At 60.1% G+C, this 19,761-nt stretch carries 17 protein-coding genes, 1 tRNA gene and 1 pseudogene; 11 read left to right on the forward strand and 8 right to left on the reverse strand.

Annotated elements, in window-relative coordinates; translation table 11 throughout:
* Positions 1-129: 129 nt before the first annotated feature.
* Genes SKA53_RS07855 through SKA53_RS07865 form a run of 3 tightly spaced genes read right to left on the reverse strand, consistent with a single transcriptional unit; the run spans position 130 to position 3,922 of the window.
* On the reverse strand, positions 130-2,322 hold the full coding sequence (locus SKA53_RS07855; RefSeq protein WP_242601249.1) for a hybrid sensor histidine kinase/response regulator: 2,193 nt from the start codon (positions 2,320-2,322) through the stop codon (positions 130-132).
* A 31-nt stretch (positions 2,323-2,353) separates the two neighbouring features.
* Positions 2,354-2,851 carry a hypothetical protein gene (locus tag SKA53_RS07860; protein WP_007205582.1) on the reverse strand — a complete coding sequence of 166 codons (498 nt, stop codon included), beginning with the start codon at positions 2,849-2,851 and terminating at the stop codon, positions 2,354-2,356.
* 24 nt (positions 2,852-2,875) lie between these two features.
* Positions 2,876-3,922: an HD-GYP domain-containing protein gene (locus SKA53_RS07865; RefSeq protein ID WP_007205583.1), complete on the reverse strand. Its 1,047-nt coding sequence runs from the start codon at positions 3,920-3,922 to the stop codon at positions 2,876-2,878.
* A 228-nt stretch (positions 3,923-4,150) separates the two neighbouring features.
* On the opposite strand from SKA53_RS07865, the gene htpX reads away from it, so the two are divergent.
* Entirely contained in the window at positions 4,151-5,059 is a 909-nt protein-coding gene (gene htpX, locus SKA53_RS07870; RefSeq protein ID WP_007205584.1) for a zinc metalloprotease HtpX, read from the forward strand.
* Here the strand turns inward: htpX and SKA53_RS07875 are convergent, their stop codons facing one another.
* Positions 5,060-5,842: a DeoR/GlpR family DNA-binding transcription regulator gene (locus tag SKA53_RS07875; RefSeq protein ID WP_040482862.1), complete on the reverse strand. Its 783-nt coding sequence runs from the start codon at positions 5,840-5,842 to the stop codon at positions 5,060-5,062.
* 264 nt (positions 5,843-6,106) lie between these two features.
* On the opposite strand from SKA53_RS07875, the gene glpD reads away from it, so the two are divergent.
* The 4 genes and pseudogenes from glpD (at position 6,107) to SKA53_RS07895 (ending at position 10,645) form a co-directional block, all read left to right on the forward strand.
* A complete protein-coding gene (gene glpD, locus SKA53_RS07880) occupies positions 6,107-7,705 on the forward strand; it encodes a glycerol-3-phosphate dehydrogenase (RefSeq protein WP_007205586.1) in 1,599 nt (532 codons plus the stop codon).
* A 27-nt stretch (positions 7,706-7,732) separates the two neighbouring features.
* Positions 7,733-7,915 (forward strand): annotated as a pseudogene (locus SKA53_RS15225) (ABC transporter ATP-binding protein); the annotation flags it as partial.
* Between the two features lie 124 nt (positions 7,916-8,039).
* Positions 8,040-9,527 (forward strand): glycerol kinase GlpK, encoded by a 1,488-nt coding sequence (gene glpK / locus SKA53_RS07890; RefSeq protein ID WP_007205588.1) that lies wholly within the window; start codon positions 8,040-8,042, stop codon positions 9,525-9,527.
* Positions 9,527-10,645 carry an iron-containing alcohol dehydrogenase gene (locus SKA53_RS07895; protein ID WP_007205589.1) on the forward strand — a complete coding sequence of 373 codons (1,119 nt, stop codon included), beginning with the start codon at positions 9,527-9,529 and terminating at the stop codon, positions 10,643-10,645. The genes glpK and SKA53_RS07895 overlap by 1 nt, the downstream gene beginning before the upstream one ends.
* 42 nt (positions 10,646-10,687) lie before the next feature.
* Here the strand turns inward: SKA53_RS07895 and uraH are convergent, their stop codons facing one another.
* Complete coding sequence (uraH, locus tag SKA53_RS07900) at positions 10,688-11,032, reverse strand: hydroxyisourate hydrolase (RefSeq protein ID WP_007205590.1); 345 nt, start codon at positions 11,030-11,032, stop codon at positions 10,688-10,690.
* A gap of 167 nt (positions 11,033-11,199) precedes the next feature.
* Between uraH and SKA53_RS07905 the strand changes: the two genes are divergently transcribed.
* The 4 genes from SKA53_RS07905 to SKA53_RS07920 all read left to right on the forward strand — a co-directional run bounded on the left by SKA53_RS07905 (position 11,200) and on the right by SKA53_RS07920 (position 15,259).
* Positions 11,200-12,591, forward strand: a complete 1,392-nt coding sequence (locus SKA53_RS07905; protein ID WP_007205591.1) for a cytochrome ubiquinol oxidase subunit I — start codon at positions 11,200-11,202, stop codon at positions 12,589-12,591.
* A 5-nt stretch (positions 12,592-12,596) separates the two neighbouring features.
* Positions 12,597-13,607: a cytochrome d ubiquinol oxidase subunit II gene (locus SKA53_RS07910; RefSeq protein ID WP_007205592.1), complete on the forward strand. Its 1,011-nt coding sequence runs from the start codon at positions 12,597-12,599 to the stop codon at positions 13,605-13,607.
* A 96-nt stretch (positions 13,608-13,703) separates the two neighbouring features.
* Positions 13,704-13,780: transfer RNA gene (locus SKA53_RS07915), tRNA-Met, on the forward strand.
* Between the two features lie 66 nt (positions 13,781-13,846).
* On the forward strand, positions 13,847-15,259 hold the full coding sequence (locus SKA53_RS07920) for an FAD-binding oxidoreductase (protein WP_007205593.1): 1,413 nt from the start codon (positions 13,847-13,849) through the stop codon (positions 15,257-15,259).
* Between the two features lie 86 nt (positions 15,260-15,345).
* Here the strand turns inward: SKA53_RS07920 and hemC are convergent, their stop codons facing one another.
* The gene (gene hemC, locus SKA53_RS07925) at positions 15,346-16,290 is read right to left on the reverse strand and encodes a hydroxymethylbilane synthase (RefSeq protein ID WP_007205595.1); all 945 of its coding nucleotides are present in this window, start codon (positions 16,288-16,290) and stop codon (positions 15,346-15,348) included.
* A gap of 94 nt (positions 16,291-16,384) precedes the next feature.
* Between hemC and hemE the strand changes: the two genes are divergently transcribed.
* Complete coding sequence (hemE, locus tag SKA53_RS07930) at positions 16,385-17,419, forward strand: uroporphyrinogen decarboxylase (RefSeq protein ID WP_040483213.1); 1,035 nt, start codon at positions 16,385-16,387, stop codon at positions 17,417-17,419.
* A 158-nt stretch (positions 17,420-17,577) separates the two neighbouring features.
* Here hemE and hemF read toward each other — a convergent pair whose 3' ends face one another.
* Positions 17,578-18,456: an oxygen-dependent coproporphyrinogen oxidase gene (gene hemF, locus SKA53_RS07935; protein WP_007205597.1), complete on the reverse strand. Its 879-nt coding sequence runs from the start codon at positions 18,454-18,456 to the stop codon at positions 17,578-17,580.
* 99 nt (positions 18,457-18,555) lie between these two features.
* Between hemF and SKA53_RS07940 the strand changes: the two genes are divergently transcribed.
* Entirely contained in the window at positions 18,556-18,942 is a 387-nt protein-coding gene (locus SKA53_RS07940; RefSeq protein WP_040482863.1) for a hypothetical protein, read from the forward strand.
* Here SKA53_RS07940 and SKA53_RS07945 read toward each other — a convergent pair whose 3' ends face one another.
* Positions 18,943-19,746: an SDR family NAD(P)-dependent oxidoreductase gene (locus SKA53_RS07945; protein WP_007205599.1), complete on the reverse strand. Its 804-nt coding sequence runs from the start codon at positions 19,744-19,746 to the stop codon at positions 18,943-18,945.
* Between the last annotated feature and the right edge of the window lie 15 nt (positions 19,747-19,761).

The raw sequence follows: 19,761 nt of genomic DNA on the forward strand, positions 1-19,761 counted from the left end.
TGATATGCGACTGGGCATGAAAGTAAATGGCTGCGGCGCTCATCCCAGAAATCTGGATCGTGCGGCATTGTATTGTGCGGCCTGCCGTTGTGGGCCAAACCGGTGTCCAATGCTGCGGTGATGAACACATCAGCTATTTTTAGCAACAGGTTGCCGCTCGGTAAGCCGCAGATCACCGGCGAGTTCGCGCACGGCAACCTGCGCAGCACCGGTGCTTTGCTTGATCAATGCGACCAGATCGACAAGCGCCGCAGGATCGCTTGTTTTGTGCAAGCGCAACGTTTCGCAGTGGTTTCCCGCATGCTGCAACCCCAGCGTCATGGCCGCCCCATTGAGCATATGCAGCGCCTCGTCCAGACGATTGGGGGCAGGACGGTCGGCACCCGCTTTGACCATCCGGGCAACCGCCTCGGCATCCTTGCAAAGCTGGTCCAGCAAATCGCACAACAGATCAGGGCCCAGTTCATCCAGCACCAAGTGCAATTGTGCCATGTCCAACATCGTATCGGACATGGGGGCTGTCGGTTTTTCGATGACCGGTTTGGGCAAGGTCATGCAGCCACGCAGCATAGATCCCAATTTGTCGCGGGTCACGGGCTTGGCCACGAAATCGGTCATGCCGGCGTCCAGACAGCGCTGCCGGTCCTCGGCATAGGCATTAGCGGTCAGGCCGATGATCGGCAGATCAATGCCAAGGGCGCGGATCGCGCGGGTCGCTGCCAGACCGTCCATCACCGGCATCTGCAAATCCATCAACACGATGTCAAAGGCAGCCAGCTGCACAAGATCAAGCGCGATGCTGCCGTCATTGGCAGTAACGACCCGCGCGCCGAAACTTTGAAGCAACGCCGCGGCCACCTCGCGGTTGATGGCGTTATCCTCGACCAGCAGCACCCGGATATCGCGGGGCACATCCGGCTGGACCGGGATGGCGCGCACTGCCACAGGCGCCGCCGGTCCCAGGACCGTGACCGGCAGTTCAACCCAGAACACGCTGCCCCGGCCTATCGCGCTTTCGACGCCGATCCGCCCCCCCATACCGGTGACGACCCGCCGACAGATCGCAAGCCCCAGCCCAGTCCCGCCAAACGGGCGCGATTCCGATCCTTCAATCTGGCTGAAATCGCGGAACAGCTTGCTGTGATCTTCGGACGCAATGCCGATACCGCTGTCTTGTACCTCAATGCGCAAACCGTCCTGCGCCAAAAGCATCCCACGCACGCTAACGCTACCCGCGGGCGTGAACTTGATCGCATTGGACACAAGGTTCAAAAGGATCTGCCGCAGGCGGATTTCATCGGTCATGATTGTTATGGCGGGCAGATCAATATCGAACGAAAGACCGGCATCCGCAATGCGCGCTTGAAACACATCATGGACAAGACCAGCCACATCAGGCAGCGAGACAGGCGCATTATTGAAGGTGACGCCGTTGGCATCAAGATTCGAATAATCAAGAATATCGTTGATGATATCGAGCAAAACATGACCTGACCGCCAGATTGTGAGAACGCGGCGCGATTGCGCAGGGTCCAGATCTTCCGTCCGCAAAAGATCGGCTGCCCCGATGATGCCGTTCAGCGGGGTGCGGATTTCATGGCTCATCGTGGCCAAAAACATCGATTTGGCCGCACTTGCAGCCTCGGCGGCGGCGGCACTGCGCGAATTTCGGACCGAAAGCTCGCGCAATTGTTTCTGGGTCTGGGAAATAATGCGCAGATCAAGAAATTGCAGCAGGATTGTGCAGATGAAAACCAGCGCTGCAACCCCCGCTGCCACGGCAAGCCGCTGGTACAAGGCAAATGCCTGCTGCCTGCTTGCAACACGGGCCTCGTTCAGCGTCGCATTGGTCGCGATAACAAGATCGTTGCTGGTCGTATTGACCTTTTGAGCCTCGGCAAGGATGAGCGGCAAGGCGTCTTCGACTGCCGTCCGGTCACCAGCAATCGTATCAATCATCTGCGCCAGTTCATATATTTCCTGACTGACGGCGGCCTCTATGATCCGCAATTCGCTGGAGGATTGAAAAGAATCCGAAAAAACACCCCGATCAAGCAAGGCTATCCGGCTATACAACAGGTCAAAGCCGAGCAAGACCGCGTCAATCGCATCGGGCGTCGGGTTGTTCTGCGCCTCCAGCACGAGCTGGGTCAGCCGCGACGCTTGGCGGTTAGTCTGGAAAACCGCCCACATCGCATCTTCGCGCACGCTTTGCAGCATGACCTGCCGGCGATCCTGTAAACTGGCGAAAAGATAGGCTGTCGCTGCGATCATTGCCAGACCCAGCACCATCAATGCGAAAGTAACCCAGCGAACGGACACGGTCCAACCCAATATCTTGGGATAGACCACCTTAGTCCCCGACGTCAATCTTTGCGATCTGCCAGACAGATCGGCCAAAATAAACCTCGTCGAACAGGTCGGGGTTGTCATCAAAAGGGTAAATCAAAAATAACGGGCCTTTGTCACGCACCGACATCAAATGCCCATCCAGATGGGTTGCAAGCACGACATTCAGATCGCGCAGGTCGCTGGCCGGAACGGTGGCGGCGTAATCGTTCAGCGCGACGACGCGCAATGTCGCACCCTGCGCGCCCACCGCATCCAAAAGTGCGGCACCCAGCGGGCCACTGAAATCATGGGTACCCTCGAACCAAGGGGTCGCGGTTGTAATGCTGCCCTGCTGCAAATCTTGTAGCATCGCACGGTCAAATCGCGCCACGCCATTCCCGTTGGTATGGGCGATATTTCCCGAAACCGTCAGGATCACGTCACCTTGCGGGGCCGGCAATTCAGCCGCCTGTAACAAAGAGGCGGACATGGACAGGACAAAAAACAGCAGATATTTCATCTCGTTCCCCTGTTTTGTAGCATTTCAAGCAACGTGGGTGGTGACAGCAGGGTCTGTATAATACTTTTTTATTTCGGTTAAGCCCGCAGTGAAGGCGAGCACGCAGCGCGGATCAAAGTGACGCCCTGACTGGCGAAGGATTTCGGCGTAGGCTTTCTCGAAAGACCAAGCTTCCTTATAAGGCCGTTCTGAAAAAAGTGCATCAAAAACATCTGCAACTGCCGTAATTCGGGCAGGCAGCGGAATATCCGTGCCGGCAAGACCCTTTCCATAGCCGCTGCCATCCCATTTTTCGTGATGATACAGCGCGATGTCATAGGCCATGCGGATCAGGTCGCTGTCACCGTCTTTGAGGATTTCCGCCCCGATTTCGATGTGACGTTGGATTTCCAGCCGTTCGTCATCGGTCAGGGCTGCGGGCTTGTTCAACACAGCGTCGCTGATGCCGATCTTGCCGGTATCATGCAGCGGTGCCGCCAGATAGATCGTCCTGCAAAAGGCCTTACTTTGCCCCAATGTGCGGGCGATGATTTCGGCCACAGCCGCCACGCGAGAGATATGTTGCTGGGTCGTTCCGTCACGCAATTCGATGGCGCGCGCCAGTCGCCAGATCAGTTCTTCCTCGCGTTCGGCCAGTTTGCGGGTGGCCTGCCGCACCTCGGCATCAAGGTGCAAGGCCCGATCCATCAGCGCCAACTGAGCCTTGCGCAATGACAAAAGGTTTTGGGCGCGCACGCGCAATTCATCAGGGTCAAAGGGTTTATTCAGAAAATCCGTCGCCCCCGAACGCACAGCCGACAGGCGCAATTCGCGGTCATGATCAGCCGTCAGCATGATGACGGGAATGAACTGGTAATCGGCCAGGGCGCGCAGATGCGTGATACAGGTGATCCCGTCCATGTCTGGCATGCGATAATCGACAAGCACCAGATCGAACATCACGTCACGGCACCGCGCCAGTGCCGATATCGCGTCAGAGAAACATTCGACCTCGTATTCCTCGGAACGGGACAGAACGGCGCGGATCACACTCCGGCTGATCGGTTCGTCGTCGACAATACATACACGCATTGTTTTGATGGCCCCTCACTTTTCACTGCGTTTCCTGCCGGGTCCCCGCAAGAGACAAGGATAGCGGTCGAATATTCGTCACCAGTTCTTAATTATACGTAAACTCATGTTTCAGGTCCGTCGAAAAGACGACGGGCCGCCGCACAACACCATATCGTTCATTCTTGCGGCGCGCGCAAAATTTCCCATATGGACATGATGCCATGGAATAATCCGGCAAGGTGCAAAATGGGCTATTTAAAAACAGCGATATTGATGGCGGCGATGACCGCGCTTTTCATGGGGATCGGCTATCTGCTGGGCGGTGCCGGCGGCGCTGTGATCGCGCTGTTCGTCGCGGCGGCGATGAATGTCGTGACCTGGTGGAACTCCGACAAGCTGGTCTTGCGGATGCATGGCGCCGAACCCGTCACGCGCGGCGACCCGATGGGCCTGCATGCGATGACCGCCGAACTGGCGCGCAATGCGGGCCTGCCAGAACCCAAGCTTTACCTGATCGACACTCCACAGCCGAATGCCTTTGCAACAGGGCGCAATCCGGCCAATGCGGCCGTGGCGGTGACGACCGGTCTTTTGCGTGACCTGACCCGCGAGGAATTGGCAGGGGTGATCGCGCATGAGCTGGCGCATATCCGCAACCACGACACCGCGATCATGACCGTGACCGCCACCTTTGCCGGTGCAATCTCGATGCTGGCGAATTTCGCGCTGTTCTTTGGCGGATCGCGCGAACGGATGGGGCTGATCGGCACGCTGGCGCTGATGTTTCTCGCACCCTTTGCCGCCACCATTGTGCAGATGGCGATCAGCCGGACCCGCGAATATGCCGCCGACAAGGCCGGGGCCGAGATTTGCGGCAACCCGCTGTGGTTAGCCGCGGCGCTGGAAAAGATCGCTGTCGGGGCGGCACGGATCGACAATCATGCCGCAGAGCGAAACCCTGCCACCGCGCATCTGTTCATCATCAACCCGCTGCATGCCCACAAGCATGACAATCTGTTCGCAACCCACCCCGCAACGCAGAACCGCATCGCCGCCCTGCGCGCCATGGCGCGTCAAGACCGGCCAGCACCAGCAGCACAGCCCGTCCGCAGGGGTGTTCCCTCAACACGCAGGCGCAGCGGGCCTTGGGGCTGATCAGGCCATCGTCGTGCCCTGCTGGCCTGCGACCGTGACAGCGGTGTGCCAGCCACGACAGGCATCTGCCAGTCTGGGGGGCAGCGGCGCATCGGTATAAAACCCGTCCATCTGCGCCAGCGAGCCGATCCTTGCAGGCGCACGGCGCGCAAATTTGGAATGATCGGCCACAAGAAAGCTGCGCCGTGCCTGCCGCAGGATCGCTTGGCTAACCCCGACTTCCTGAATGTCATAATCGAGCATGTCGCCATCTTCATCCAGCGCCGAACAGCTGATGATCGCCAGATCGAACTTGAACTGCCCAATCGCCTGCGTTGTCACAGTACCGACCAGCCCCGCATCGGTGCGCCGCAACAGGCCACCGACCACGATGATTTCGCAATGGGGATTGTCGATCAGGATATTGGCGACGTTCAGATTATTGGTCAGCACCATGATATCGCGGTGTTTCAGCAAGGCCCGCGCCACAGCCTCGGTGGTGGTGCCGATGTTCAGAAACAGCGAACAGCCATTGGGAATATCGCGCGCGCAGGCCAGGGCAATCGCAGCCTTGCCCACCTCGTTCAAATCGCGGCGGTCCTGATAGCCGATATTGGCTACGGTGGACGGCAGGATCGCGCCGCCATGCACGCGCTGCAACTTGCCCTGATCGGCCAGATCGGCCAGATCGCGCCGGATCGTTTGCATCGTAACCGCAAAATGCGCGGCCAGATCTTCAACCACGACACGTCCGTCACGGCGGGCCATGACCTGAATATCGCGTAAACGTTCGGCCTGTGACATGAAACGGACCTTTCCGGGGTTGGGTGTATCAATCTGCGCGGGCGGATCGAATCGCACGCCTTGCAGCCCATGTTCGTTTTAGCCGGCTTTCTGCACCACCGCGAACAGGAAATAGGGAACAAATGCGGAATTTAGGTGCTAAAAATGTTCGTTTTTAGAAAAACGAGCATTTTTTATCTTTAAAACGAAAGAACTTGCGCATCGGCTTTGGCGGCGTTTAGGTTTGCGACAGCTGTATACACGCCGCATGCCAAAGGGGGTCGCATGGCACAATCCGCGCAAAAATCCGCCACGATCCATGATCTTCTGGTGATCGGCGGCGGCATTAACGGCTGCGGCATCGCGCGCGACGCGGCCGGGCGCAGCCTGTCTGTCGTGCTGGCCGAAAAAGGCGATCTGGCGGGGGCTACATCTTCCGCCTCGACCAAGCTGTTTCATGGCGGGCTGCGCTATCTGGAATATTTCGAATTCCGGCTGGTCCGCGAGGCGCTGATCGAACGCGAAACGCTGCTGCGCGCGATGCCGCATATTTCATGGCCGATGCGGTTCGTGCTGCCCTATCACAAGGACATGCGCTTCGACAGCGACACGCCGACATCGCGGCTGTTGGGCCTGATACTGCCATGGATGAAAGGGCGCAGACCCGCTTGGCTGATCCGGCTGGGGCTGTTTTTGTATGACAATCTTGGCGGCCGCAAGATCCTGCCCGGCACGACGACGATCAGCCTGACAGACACGCCCGAGGGCGCGCCGCTGGATGACCGTTTCGCCAAGGCCTATGAATATTCCGACGCATGGGTCGAGGATTCGCGCCTTGTCGTGCTGAACGCCCGTGATGCCGCCGCGCGCGGTGCCACGATCATGACCCACGCCGAGGTGGTTTCCGCCCAAGCGACCAACGGCATCTGGCAGGTCACGGTCAGGACGGCGCAGGGTGACCAGGTCATCGCCGCGCGGATGCTGGTCAATGCCTCTGGTCCTTGGGCGGGCGATGTGATCCATGGCACGCTGCGGCTGAACAGCCGCGAAAACGTGCGTCTTGTGCGCGGTAGCCATATCGTGACGCGCAAGCTCTTCGATCATGACAAATGCTATTTCTTTCAAGGCACCGACGGGCGGATCATCTTTGCGATCCCCTATGAGCAGGATTTCACCCTGATCGGCACCACGGACGCTGACCATGACGATTCGGCACGCGCGCCTGTTTGTACCGACGCAGAACGCGATTACCTGTGCGATTTCGCCAGCCAGTATTTCAAACGCCCCGTGACCAAGGACGATATTGTCTGGACCTATTCGGGCGTCCGCCCGCTTTATGATGACGGGGCCAGTTCGGCCACCGCCGCGACCCGCGATTACACGCTCAAGGTTGACACATCAGCAGGTGCGCCGGTGCTGAACATCTTTGGCGGCAAGATCACGACCTACCGGCGGCTGGCGGAATCCGCGCTGGACAAGATCGGCGCAACCCTGCCCTTGTCGCGGGGCAACTGGACGGCGGGCGTACCCTTGCCAGGCGGTGATTTTCCATATGACGGGGTCGAGGCGCTGATCGCAGACCTGCGGCGCGGCTATCCGTTCCTGACCGATGGCTGGGCGCGCCGGCTGGTGCGCGCCTATGGCACCGAAGCGCGCGACGTGCTGGGCAAGGCTGCGAATACGACTGATCTGGGCCGCGATTTCGGCGCGACCCTGACCGAGGCCGAGGTTCGCTGGCTGATAACGCAAGAATATGCCCAGAGCGCCGAAGATGTGCTGTGGCGCCGGTCGAAACTGGGCCTGCGGTTAAATCAAAATCAGGTGGCGGTTCTGGAAGAGTGGATCGCCAGCCATTCAATTGAAATGATGCGCGCTGCAGAATAACGCCGGCGCATTCTGGGTGGAAATAACATGTCGCTAGTCTTGGACAGCGTCAGCAAGGTCGTTGATGGGCAGAACCATATCTACCCGACAGACCTGAGACTGCAACGCGGCACGCTGATGCGCCTGATGGCGGGGCTTGATGTGCCAGCAACAGGGCGCGTCATCTGGGAAGGCCGTGATCTGACAGGCATGCGAGTGCAGGACCGCAAGCCGCTGGACGGAATACGCCAAATGCCGGGGCGCGCTTTACGCCCCCGCTCCCCGTGGCAAAGCGGCCCACTGGCTGCTTTGCCACAATCATGACAAGCTGCCAAGCAAGCAGAGGACCGACTCAATGGGATATATTCTGGCACTCGATCAGGGCACCACATCCAGCCGTGGAATCGTATTCGGCCCCGATATGCGGATCGTGGCGACAGCGCAGGAAGAATTCCCGCAGCATTATCCGGCCTCCGGCTGGGTCGAACATGACCCCTCCGACCTGTGGGCCTCGACCGCGGCAACCGCACGGGCGGCCATCGAAAAGGCAGGTCTGAAAGCCAAGGATATCGCCGCCATCGGCATCACCAACCAGCGCGAAACCACGCTGGTCTGGGACCGCAAGACCGGCAAACCGATCCATAACGCAATTGTCTGGCAGGACCGCCGCACTGCCGATTTCTGCGCCAAATTGCGCGCGGACGGGCATGAAGACATGATTACCCGCCGCACCGGCCTGCTGGTCGATCCCTATTTTTCCGCAACCAAGCTGAAATACATTCTTGATGTCGTGGACGGCGCGCGTGACCGCGCCCGCAAGGGTGAACTGGCCTTCGGGACCGTAGACAGCTGGCTGATCTGGAACCTGACCGGCGGGCGCAGCCATGTGACCGATGCCACCAATGCCGCACGCACGATGCTTTATGACATCCACAAAGGAAGGTGGAGCCAGACAATCTGCGACCTGTTCGACATCCCGCAGGCCATGCTGCCGCAGGTTCACGATTGTGCCGCCAATTTCGGACATACCCGCGCCGATCTGTTCGGCCATGAAATCCCGATCCTTGGCGTTGCAGGCGACCAGCAGGCCGCGACCATCGGACAGGCCTGTTTCCAGCCCGGCATGGTAAAATCCACCTATGGCACCGGCTGTTTCGTGGTGCTGAACACCGGCGATACGCCTGTCGCCTCGACCAATAAACTGTTGACCACCATTGCCTATCAGTTGGACGGCAAGCCCACGTATGCGCTGGAAGGGTCGATCTTTATCGCGGGGGCTGTCGTGCAATGGTTGCGCGACGGGATCAAGGTGATCCGCGCCGCCCCCGAAACCCAAGGGCTGGCCGAAACTGCCGATCCGTCGCAGGACCTGATCCTTGTGCCTGCTTTCGTGGGCCTTGGCGCGCCTTACTGGGCGCCGCAGGCACGCGGCGCGATCTTTGGCATGACCCGCAATTCGGGGCCTGCGGAATTTGCCCGCGCGGCACTGGAATCCGTCGGCTACCAGACCCGCGATCTGCTCGAGGCGATGCAGGCCGACTGGACCCGCGATGCCGCCGAGCCGTCCTTGCGCGTCGATGGCGGCATGGCCGCGAATGACTACGCGATGCAGTTTCTGTCCGACATCATAGGTGCGCCGGTGGACCGTCCGCAGGTGCTGGAAACAACGGCGCTGGGGGCGGCATGGCTGGCAGGCATGCGCGCGGGCGTCTGGCCGGATATGGACGCCTTTGCCAAGGTCTGGGCCGTTGACCGCCAGTTTACCCCCCAGATGGACGCAGGGGACCGTGACACGCGCTATGCCCGCTGGGGCCGTGCGGTCAACGCCGTGCTGGCGGTGTGATGATCGCGCCTTTCGGCTTTGCCACCGCTGGCACGATCCGGTTCGGCCGTGGGGTGCTGGCCGAGGCTGCGCCCTTTGCCGCCACCTTTGCGCGCGTGCTGCTGGTGCGGTCTGCCTCGGTCATGGCAGCGGACGGGCTGGCGCGTGACCTGCGCCAGACCTGTGCCGTGCTGGACCTGATCGTCAAAGGCGAACCCGACCTGCCCGCAATCACCGCACATCTGGCGACCACCCGTCCGTTCGCGCCTGATCTGATCATCGCCATCGGCGGCGGTGCGGTGATCGACTATGGCAAGGCGCTGGCCGCGCTGATCCCCGCCTCGCACGGCGCGCTGCGCTATCTGGAGGTGGTGGGCGACGGCAAACCGCTGGATGCCGCCCCCCTGCCCCTGATCGCAATCCCAACGACCGCTGGCACCGGCACCGAAGTCACCCGCAACACGGTGATCGGCGTGCCAGAGGCCGGGCGCAAGGTATCCTTGCGCGATCCACGGCTTTATCCGACGCTGGCGCTGGTCGATCCCGACCTGTGCCTGTCCTGCCCCAAGGGTGTCGTGCTGGCATCAGGTCTGGATGCGATCACGCAGGTCATCGAACCCTTCATCAGCGCGCGCGCCAATCCGGTCACCGATGCTGTGTGCCGTGACGCAATCCCGCGCGGGTTGGCGGCGTTGCACCGGATCATGGATCATGATGACGCCCGCGCATGGGATGCTATGGCGCTGACCAGCCTATGCGGCGGGATCGCGCTGGCCAATGCGGGGCTGGGGGCGGTGCATGGCTTTGCCGGTGTGATCGGCGGGCGGACGGGTGCGGCGCATGGCGCGATCTGTGGCACATTGCTGGTGCCGGTGCTGCAGGCCAATCTGGCCGCAACGCAGGCCGATGCGGCGGCGCGGATCACATGGGTCATCGACCGGATCACGGATGAATTCGGCAGCCTGTCCGATTTCGATCACTGGACCCGCGACCACGGCCTGCCACGGCTGGCCGCACTTGGTCTGCCCCCCGAAACCCACGCGGCAGTGGCGCGCGAGGCGAAAGACGCATCCTCCTACAAGGCCAATCCGGTTGATCTGGACATGGCGGCCTTGCTGGACATCCTTGCACGCGGATAGGCCTGGCGCGGCAGGGTCGCCGTTGGGCCGATGATCCCGCGCTTAACTGCCGCGATAGGTTGAAAAGCCGAAAGGCGAAACCAGCAGCGGGACATGGTAATGCGATGCAGGATCATTGATGCCGAACCGAATCGGGATGTCGTCCAAAAACCGCGGATCATCGCTGCGGCCAAAATAATCGCCCGCTTGAAACACGAGTTCATACCGCCCGACGGCAAAATCCGCGGCGGGCAGGATCGGGCTGTCGGTGCGCCCATCGCCATTGGTAACCATCGTTGCCAGATGCACCCGCGCATCGCCGTCCAGACGGTACAGATCAACCTTGATCCCCGCTGCAGGCACGCCGCCTGCGGTATCCAGCACATGGGTTGTCAGAAATCCGGCCATAGTTTTCCTCGGCTTACCTAAAGTTGCGCACAAATAGGGGCAGTCATGCCATTCGTTACGCCATAAGATCAATTATCCAGCCGGTCCGCGCCTTGCTGTCGCACCCTGCTGACATAACCCAATACCTTGCTATATGAGGTGCACATCCAGCTTAAAGGTGAAATCAAATGATGGAAACACTCCTTTTATCCCGCATCCAGTTTGCGGCGAATATATCGTTCCATATCCTGTTTCCCACGATCACCATCGCGCTGGGCTGGGTGCTGCTGTTCTTCAAGATCCGTTATAGCCAGACTGGCCAAGAACGTTGGATGGAAGCGTATCGTTTCTGGGTCAAGATTTTTGCGCTGTCCTTTGCCATGGGCGTTGTGTCGGGCATCACCATGTCGTTCCAGTTCGGGACCAACTGGCCCGGCTTTATGGAAAAGGTCGGCAATATCGCGGGACCATTGCTGGCATACGAGATCATGACGGCCTTTTTCCTCGAGGCTGTTTTCCTTGGAATCATGCTGTTCGGCTTTCGCCGTGTGCCAAACTGGGTTCATACAGGGGCCACATTTCTGGTGGCCTTCGGGACGCTGATGTCCACCTTCTGGATCATCGTGCTGAATTCGTGGATGCATACGCCTCAAGGGTTCGAGATGCGCGACGGTGTCGCCCATGCCACGGACTGGTTTGCGATCATCTTCAACCCCTCGATGCCTTACCGCTTTGCCCATATGGTGCTGGCCAGCTTCCTGACCGTCAGCTTTCTGATCGCCGGTGTCAGTGCTTTTCGCTGGTTGATCGGCGGGCGCACCGAAGGCGTGCGCGTGGCCTTGAAAACCGCCGTATTCACTGCCGCGCTACTGATGCCGGTGCAGATCTTTGTCGGCGACATGCACGGGCTGAACACCAAGGAATTCCAGCCTGCCAAGGTTGCCGCGATGGAAGGGCATTGGGAAACCAGCGGCAACGTGCCCCTGATCCTGTTCGCCCTGCCCGACCAAGAGGCGCGCGAAAACCGGTTCGAGATCGGGATTCCGAACCTTGCATCCTTTATCCTGACCCATGAATGGGATGGGGTGGTGAAGGGCTTGAACGATTTCGTCGCCGAGGATGGCACTGTGCTGCATCCGCGCGTGGCCCCTGTGTTCTGGTCGTTCCGCGTGATGATCGGCACCGGCGTGGCGATGCTGCTGCTCAGCTGGGTTGCGTCTTTCATGATGCTGCGCCGCAAGCGTGGGGTCGAGGGCCTGCCAAAGCCACTGCTTTATGCGCTGGTCGGTATGAGCTTTAGCGGCTGGATCGCGACCCTTGCGGGCTGGTACACGACCGAGATCGGCCGCCAGCCGTGGCTGGTCCAAGGCGTGATGACAACGGCAGAGGCGGTGGCCGATGTGCCTGCACCGATGGTCCTGTCCACGCTCATCTCTTACCTGATCGTCTATGGCTTGCTACTGACCGCCTATATCTACGTCATCTTCTATCTGGCGCGGAAAATGTCGCGCGGCGAAGATATCGGCACCAGCATCGCGCCCGCGCCTGCGGCGGCCCCCAATGCCATTCCGGCGGAGTAGACAAGATGAACACATTTGGTGATCCGACGATCTGGCTGCCGTTCGTCTTTGCTGGGCTGATGGGCCTGTCCATCCTGATCTATGTCGTGCTGGACGGGTTCGATCTTGGCGTTGGGGTCTTGTTCCCCTTTGCCGATGATGCCGAAAAGGACCGCATGATCGCCACGATCGGGCCGTTCTGGGATGCGAATGAAACATGGCTGGTGCTGGCAGTCGGGTTGCTGCTGGTGGCCTTTCCGGCAGCGCATGGGACGATTCTGACGGCGCTGTATCTGCCTGTCGCGATCATGCTGGTGGGGTTGATCCTGCGCGGCGTTGCCTTCGAATTCCGCGCCAAGGCCCCGGCCCCGCACAAGCATCTGTGGAACAACGCGTTTTTTGCGGGCTCGCTCATGACCTCGCTGTCGCAGGGGTTCATGCTGGGGATGTATATCATGGGGCTGGAATGGACGCTGGTGCATGCGGCCTTTAGCCTGCTGACGGCGGTGTTTCTAACCGTGGGTTACAGTTTCATCGGAGCGACATGGGTAATCCACAAGACCGATGCAGGCTTGCAACGCAAGGCTGTAGGCTGGGCCAAGGGCGGAATCTGGGGGCTGGTGCTGGGGATCGCACTTGTGTCGATGGCAACACCGCTGGTTAGCACGCGGATCTTTGAGAAATGGTTCAGCTGGCCCGAAGCATTGCTGCTGTCGCCCCTGCCAATCCTTTCAGCGCTGCTCGTATTCGGGTTGTGGTCGATGCTGCGCCGGATGCCGTTCATGAACGACCGGCTGTCGTGGTTGCCGTTCGCGGCCGCATCGATGCTCTGGGTGATGGCATTTGTCGGGATGGCCTACAGCTTTTATCCCTATGTGGTTCCGGAAAAGCTGACGATCTACGAAGCCGCGAGCGCACCCGAAAGCCTGTTCATCATCCTGATCGGCACGCTGTTCGTGCTGCCCACGATCCTGGCCTACACGGTGCTGGCCTATACCGTGTTCCGTGGCAAGGCGACAGAACTGCGCTATGACTGATGTAAGGTGGATCATGATCCACCCGACGGGGGGTGAAATCGGGCAGAATCGGTTTGACACCCCCCCGCCCTTTGCGTAATCGGACGCACAAGGTAAGGCGCGGTAGCTCAGTTGGTTAGAGCGATCGACTCATAATCGATAGGTCGGGAGTTCAAGTCTCCCCCACGCCACCATATCCCTTTCTCCTGTATCAAAACCGGATTAGCCTGCAGCCAAGTTTGCACGAAAGGCCGCGCCCCATGTCCGTCATTGACCAGATCACCGCTGCCATCGGCGCGGACCGTATCCTGACCGGCAAGGACGCCGCCCCCTACGGCAAGGACTGGACGGGCGCCTATACCTCGACGCCGCTGGCCGTGTTGCGCCCCATGTCCACCGCCGAAGTCGCAGCCATCATGCGCATCGCCCATGCCACACGCACACCCGTTGTCCCCTGTTCCGGCCGCACCGGGCTGACAGGGGCCACGATGGCCGACAGCGCGCTGATGCTGTCGGTCGAACGGCTCAACCAGATCACCGAGATCAACGCAACAGGGCGCACCGCCACCGTAGGCGCAGGTGTGATCTTGTCCAACTTGCACGATGCCACGGCCAGGCATGACCTGATCTTTCCGCTGACATTGGGCGCACGTGGGTCGGCCATGATCGGCGGCTTGCTGTCCACCAATGCCGGCGGGTCCAATGTCGTACGCTATGGCAGCACACGGGGCCTGTGTCTGGGGCTAGAGGTCGTGATGGCCGACGGGCGGGTGATGAATCTGATGAGCGCACTGCACAAGGACAATTCCGGCCTTGATCTGCGCAACCTGGTAATCGGGGCTGAAGGCACGCTGGGCATCATCACCGCCGCCGTGCTAAAACTGCTGCCCAAGCCACAGGCCTATGCCACAGCGATGGTCGCGCTTCCCTCGCTGACCGATGCGCTGCAGCTGCTGCACCGCCTGCAGGACGCGACAGGCGGCGGTGTCGAGGCGTTCGAATACATGCCGCGCAGCTATATGGCCAAGCACCGGCAGATGTTCCCCGACATGCCCCCGCCCTTTGCGCGTGACCATGACGTCAACATCATGATCGAGGTTGCAGCCACCACGCCGCGTGACGCGCAGCCCGGCCCTGACGGGCAACTGCCTGTCGTCACCCTGCTGGAAGATATGCTGGGCCAGATGCTGGACGACGGTACCTTGATCGACGCGGTCATCGCGCAGAATGAAACCCAGCGCCGCGCGATCTGGAAACGCCGCGAGGATGCGGGTGATGTGGCCTTTTTCGGCGGGCATTTCGTGAATACCGACATCGCGCTGCCGCTGGACAAGGTGGCAGCATTCGAGGCCGCATTGACGCCCCGCCTGCGCGCTATTGATCCGGATGTGGAAGAAGTCATGGTCGCCCATCTGGGCGACGGCAATATCCACCACACCAGCTATGTCAGCCGCAACGATCCCGATGCGATGGCAGCACTGGTCGAGGCGGTCGAGGATGTGGTGCAGGAATTGGGCGGATCATTCAGCGCTGAACACGGCATTGGCGTGTCAAAGCTCGAAACGATGAAACGGCGCAAGGACCCCGTGGCGCTGGACGCGATGCGCGCGATCAAGGCCGCCCTTGATCCGCATAATATCCTGAACCCCGGCAAGGTCATCCCGCCGGCATGAACATCGCGCCGAAAAGCGCGCGCCCAAAGCCTTGCATGACATCGGTCTTGGCGTCGCAACAATGCCGCCCCGCAGATTCGATCACATTACATGTGGTCGAAAAACCCCGGCCCCGCCTTTTCCAGAAGCTTGACCGCCATTTCGCGGCCCATGTCCGCGCCATCGGCAATCGCGCCGATCATATCATCGGCCAGAACCTGCGATCCGTCGGTGCGCAGGATTTCGCCGCGCAAGCGCAGGGTGCCGCCATCAAGGTCGGCCAACCCGCCAATCGGCGTCTGACATGATCCGTCCAGATGCGCCAGAAAGCTGCGTTCAGCGGCCAGGCGCTGGCCGGTCGGGCCGTGGTGGATCGCCTCCAGCATGGCCGCAGCACGGCTGTCATCGGCGCGCCGTTCGATCCCGATAGCCCCTTGGGCGATGGCGGGCAGCATATCTTCGGGCGCGATGGCCGTGCGCGGCACGTCAGTCATATTCAACCGGTTCAGCCCGGCCATAGCCAGAAATGTTGCCTCGGCCACGCCATTGCCCAGCTTCATCAGGCGGGTCTGCACATTGCCACGAAATTCCACGACATTCAGGTCAGGCCGGCGCACCAACAATTGTGACCGACGCCGCAAGGACGACGTGCCAACCGTGGCACCGTGTTCCAGATCATCCAATCCCCTTGCCGTCAGCGACACGAAGGCATCGCGCACATCTTCGCGCGGCAAATAGGTATCGAGCAGCAAGCCACTGGGTTGTTCGACCGGCATGTCCTTCATCGAATGGACTGCAATGTCGATGGAACCGTCAAGCAGCGCATCTTCGATCTCGCGGGTGAACAGGCCCTTGCCGCCGATGTCTTTCAGCGCGCGGTCCTGAATGGCATCGCCCATGACCTTGATCACGACGATGGCAAAGGCATCCTGCGGCAGATCGAATGCCGCCATCAGCCTTGCGCGCGTCTCATGCGCCTGCGCAAGCGCAAGCGGCGATCCACGGGTTCCGATATTGAAAGGCGAAGCGGGTGTGGGCAAAGTAATGTTCATGGCGCGATTGTTAGACGTGTCAATCTGGCCTGACAACTGTCTTGACAACATGTTCCGCAATTGGGACCACAGGCTGGTGAAAAAAGGACAGATTATGGCGCAGAAAAAGACCATCCTTCGGGCCCTTGCGGGCGAAACGCTTCCAACGCCCCCCATCTGGATGATGCGGCAGGCGGGGCGCTACCTGCCGGAATATCGCGCGACGCGCGAACAGGCGGGGGATTTCCTCAAGCTCTGCTACAATCCCGAGCTTGCTGCCGAAGTCACGTTGCAACCGATCCGGCGTTATGGGTTCGACGCGGCGATCCTGTTTGCCGATATCCTGCTGTTGCCACAGGCTTTGGGGGCAGATCTGTGGTTCGTCACCGGCGAAGGCCCGCGCTTGTCCACCATCACCACACCCGAGGAATTGGGCCGCCTGAAACCGGTCGAGGATATCCACGAAACGCTGAACCCGGTCTATGAGACGGTCAAGATCCTGTCGCAGGAACTGCCCAAAGAGACGACTTTGATCGGTTTCGCCGGCGCGCCATGGACCGTTGCAACCTATATGATCGCCGGTCAGGGCACGCCGGACCAAGGTCCAGCGCACGCGCTGAAAGCTGCCAATCGCCCGCTGTTCGAAGGCATCATGCACCGGCTGACCGAAGGCACCATCGCCTATCTTTCCAAACAGATCGAGGCGGGGGCAGAATGTGTCAAACTGTTCGACAGTTGGGCAGGATCGCTCCAAGGCGACGATTTTACTGAATTTTCGATCAAGCCGATGCAGCGGATCACCGCAGCACTCAAAGAAAAGCACCCCGGTATCCCCGTCATCGCCTTTCCGCGCGGCGCGGGCACGAAATACGCGGGCGTGCATGCCGCGACAGGGGCCGATTGTGTTGCCGTTGATGACGGTGTCGACGCGGCCTGGGTCGCGGACCACGTCCAGAAGGATGGCTGCGTGCAGGGTAACCTCGCGTCATCGCATATGGTGACGGGCGGTCAGGGGCTGGTCGATGAAACCCGCCGTATCTGTGATGCGCTGTCGGGTGGCGCGCATATCTTCAACCTTGGCCACGGCATCACGCCAGAGGCGGACCCCGCCAATGTGCAACTCATGATCGATACGGTGCGGGGCGGCTAAGGCCCCCACTTCTTTTTTCCAAAAATACTCCGGGGTGAACCCCGGACATAGTCCGGGGGAGGGGCAGCGCCCCTTTTGCGGCTTTGCCGCAATCGCTCCGCGCGGGGATATTTAAGCGCGGAAGATGGGGGCGGCACCTGTGAGGTGCCGCTTGCGTCTCATACCCATTTCGCCAGCGGCGGCAGGCTCATCAACACCGCATTCGCGTCATGCCCTGTGGTCAGGCCGAATTTGGTGCCGCGATCATAGACGAGGTTATATTCTGCATAAAGGCCGCGGTGGATCAGCTGGGTATCCTTGTCGGCATCCGTCCACGGCGTCTCGCGGCGCGTTTCCACCAATGGTACATAGGCCGGCAGAAAGGCGCGGCCGATGTCTTGGGTCAGGGTAAAATCTGCGTCCCAATCGCCGGTGCAGTAATCATCCATGAAAATGCCGCCTACGCCCCGCGCGCGGTTGCGGTGGGGGATATAGAAATATTCATCCGCCCAAGCCTTCAGCTTTGGGTAATGATCCAGCCCGTGCGGGTCCAGATGCGCCTTTTGCGTAGCGTGGAAATGGGCGGTATCTTCGGCATATTCGATGCAAGGGTTCAAATCGGACCCGCCGCCGAACCACCAGGCATGCGGGGTCCAGAACATCCGCGTGTTCATATGCACCGCAGGCGCATGCGGGTTTTGCATATGCGCCACCAGCGAGATGCCCGAGGCCCAGAACCGCGGATCATCCGCCATGCCCGGCACGCCGCGTGCGGCCATCGCGCGCTGTGCGCCATCGCCCAACTGGCCATAGACGGTCGAGATATTCACGCCCACCTTTTCGAACACGCGCCCGCCGCGCATCACCGACATCAGACCGCCGCCTGCATCCGACCCGTCATCGGAATGGCGGCTGGTCTCCGTCACCTCGAATCGACCGGCAGGGGTGTCGGCTGTGTGGCTGTCCTCCAACGCTTCGAAGGCGGCGACAATATCGTCACGCAATGCGCGAAACCATGCCGATGCTTTAGCTTTTTGTGTTGCGAATTCTTCTGCCATGTATCGGCTTAGCCCCTGATATTGAATAACGATGCGTGATACTCTTGGACTACCATACCGGACATCATCCGATGTTCCAGACCAAAACCGGAGAAGACGATGCGCCCTACCCTCATGATCCTGCCATTTTTGGTATTGGCCGCCTGCGCCACGCCGCGCGAACACTGCATCAGTCAGGCGACCCGCGATCTGCGTGTGCTAAACAGTCTGATCGCGGAAACCCAAGGCAATCTGGCCCGCGGCTATGCGATCGAGGAACAGCAGGAAATCAGGACAATACGCCAGACCTGTCGCGGCGAAAACAGCGACGGTACGACATTTCGCTATAGCTGTGACGAGACCGAAACATTCACGACCAACCGCCCTGTGGCCATTGATCTCAACGTCGAAGGTGCCAAGCTCAGTTCACTGATCGAACGGCGCAACCAGCAGCAAACGACGTCGGATCAGGTGGTACTGCAATGCATCGTGGCGCATCCTGAATGATCAATGCGCAGACACGCAGGCCGGGTCAATCAGGGTCCGGCCACCGTCGACGGTAATGATCTGACCGGTCACGAAACCAGCAGCGTCTGACGCCAAATATTGCACAGCGTCCGACACTTCGTCCGGGCTAGCGATCCGGTGCAGCGGCGTGTTTTCCAAGATTGCATCGCGCATTTCGTCATCGTCCTTGAGCGACCCTTTCAGGCTCGCGCTCATCACGCTGCCGAATGCCACTGCATTGACGCGAATCCCGTGTTGGGCAAAGGCCACGGCAAGAGAGCGGGTCAATTGGTCCAGCGCAGCCGAACTGACCGAATAAGCCAGAAGGTCAGCATGGGTGCGCCGTGACGCGATAGACGAGATGTTCACGATCGACCCGATCGTCGTTCCGCCACCTGTCCCTGCTTGTTTGATCATCCGGCGTGCCACTGCCTGGCTGACGCGCATCGCCGTCAGCATGTTTTGCTGCAACAATTCATCCATCGACGTATCGTCAGGATCCAGCGGGTCGGTTGTCATCACCTGGCGCGACGCATTGACAAGAATATCAACCCGTTCGAAGGCGTCGATGGTCGCGGACAACAGATTGGTGATCGTCAGTTTCTTGCGCAGATCACCCGCAAAAAGCCTGATATTCTTGGCTTTTTCAGCCTCTTCGCCCATCTGAGCGCGCAATGTTTTTTCGTCCATATCGGCAAAAACGACATTGGCACCGCCTTCGGCAAAATGCCGCGCGATGGCAAGGCCGACGCCATTGGCGGCCCCCGTGACAATCGCGGTTTTACCGCTGATGGAAAATGACATGGGGGGGCTCCCTTG

The sequence above is a fragment of the Yoonia vestfoldensis SKA53 genome, from assembly GCF_000152785.1.
In the GTDB taxonomy this organism is placed as follows: Bacteria; Pseudomonadota; Alphaproteobacteria; order Rhodobacterales; family Rhodobacteraceae; genus Yoonia; species Yoonia vestfoldensis_A.

Bases quoted from the DNA above. Each gene is read 5' to 3' on its own strand.
- SKA53_RS07865 (WP_007205583.1), bottom strand. From the start codon at position 3,922: ATGCGTGTATGTATTGTCGACGACGAACCGATCAGCCGGAGTGTGATC.
- SKA53_RS07910 (WP_007205592.1), top strand. From the start codon at position 12,597: ATGAACACATTTGGTGATCCGACGATCTGGCTGCCGTTCGTCTTTGCT.
- glpK (WP_007205588.1), top strand. From the start codon at position 8,040: ATGGGATATATTCTGGCACTCGATCAGGGCACCACATCCAGCCGTGGA.
- uraH (WP_007205590.1), bottom strand. From the start codon at position 11,032: ATGGCCGGATTTCTGACAACCCATGTGCTGGATACCGCAGGCGGCGTG.
- SKA53_RS07920 (WP_007205593.1), top strand. From the start codon at position 13,847: ATGTCCGTCATTGACCAGATCACCGCTGCCATCGGCGCGGACCGTATC.
- SKA53_RS07895 (WP_007205589.1), top strand. From the start codon at position 9,527: ATGATCGCGCCTTTCGGCTTTGCCACCGCTGGCACGATCCGGTTCGGC.
- SKA53_RS07860 (WP_007205582.1), bottom strand. From the start codon at position 2,851: ATGAAATATCTGCTGTTTTTTGTCCTGTCCATGTCCGCCTCTTTGTTA.
- SKA53_RS07940 (WP_040482863.1), top strand. From the start codon at position 18,556: ATGCGCCCTACCCTCATGATCCTGCCATTTTTGGTATTGGCCGCCTGC.
- SKA53_RS07875 (WP_040482862.1), bottom strand. From the start codon at position 5,842: ATGTCACAGGCCGAACGTTTACGCGATATTCAGGTCATGGCCCGCCGT.
- SKA53_RS07945 (WP_007205599.1), bottom strand. From the start codon at position 19,746: ATGTCATTTTCCATCAGCGGTAAAACCGCGATTGTCACGGGGGCCGCC.
- SKA53_RS07905 (WP_007205591.1), top strand. From the start codon at position 11,200: ATGATGGAAACACTCCTTTTATCCCGCATCCAGTTTGCGGCGAATATA.
- hemF (WP_007205597.1), bottom strand. From the start codon at position 18,456: ATGGCAGAAGAATTCGCAACACAAAAAGCTAAAGCATCGGCATGGTTT.
- hemC (WP_007205595.1), bottom strand. From the start codon at position 16,290: ATGAACATTACTTTGCCCACACCCGCTTCGCCTTTCAATATCGGAACC.
- glpD (WP_007205586.1), top strand. From the start codon at position 6,107: ATGGCACAATCCGCGCAAAAATCCGCCACGATCCATGATCTTCTGGTG.
- htpX (WP_007205584.1), top strand. From the start codon at position 4,151: ATGGGCTATTTAAAAACAGCGATATTGATGGCGGCGATGACCGCGCTT.
- hemE (WP_040483213.1), top strand. From the start codon at position 16,385: ATGGCGCAGAAAAAGACCATCCTTCGGGCCCTTGCGGGCGAAACGCTT.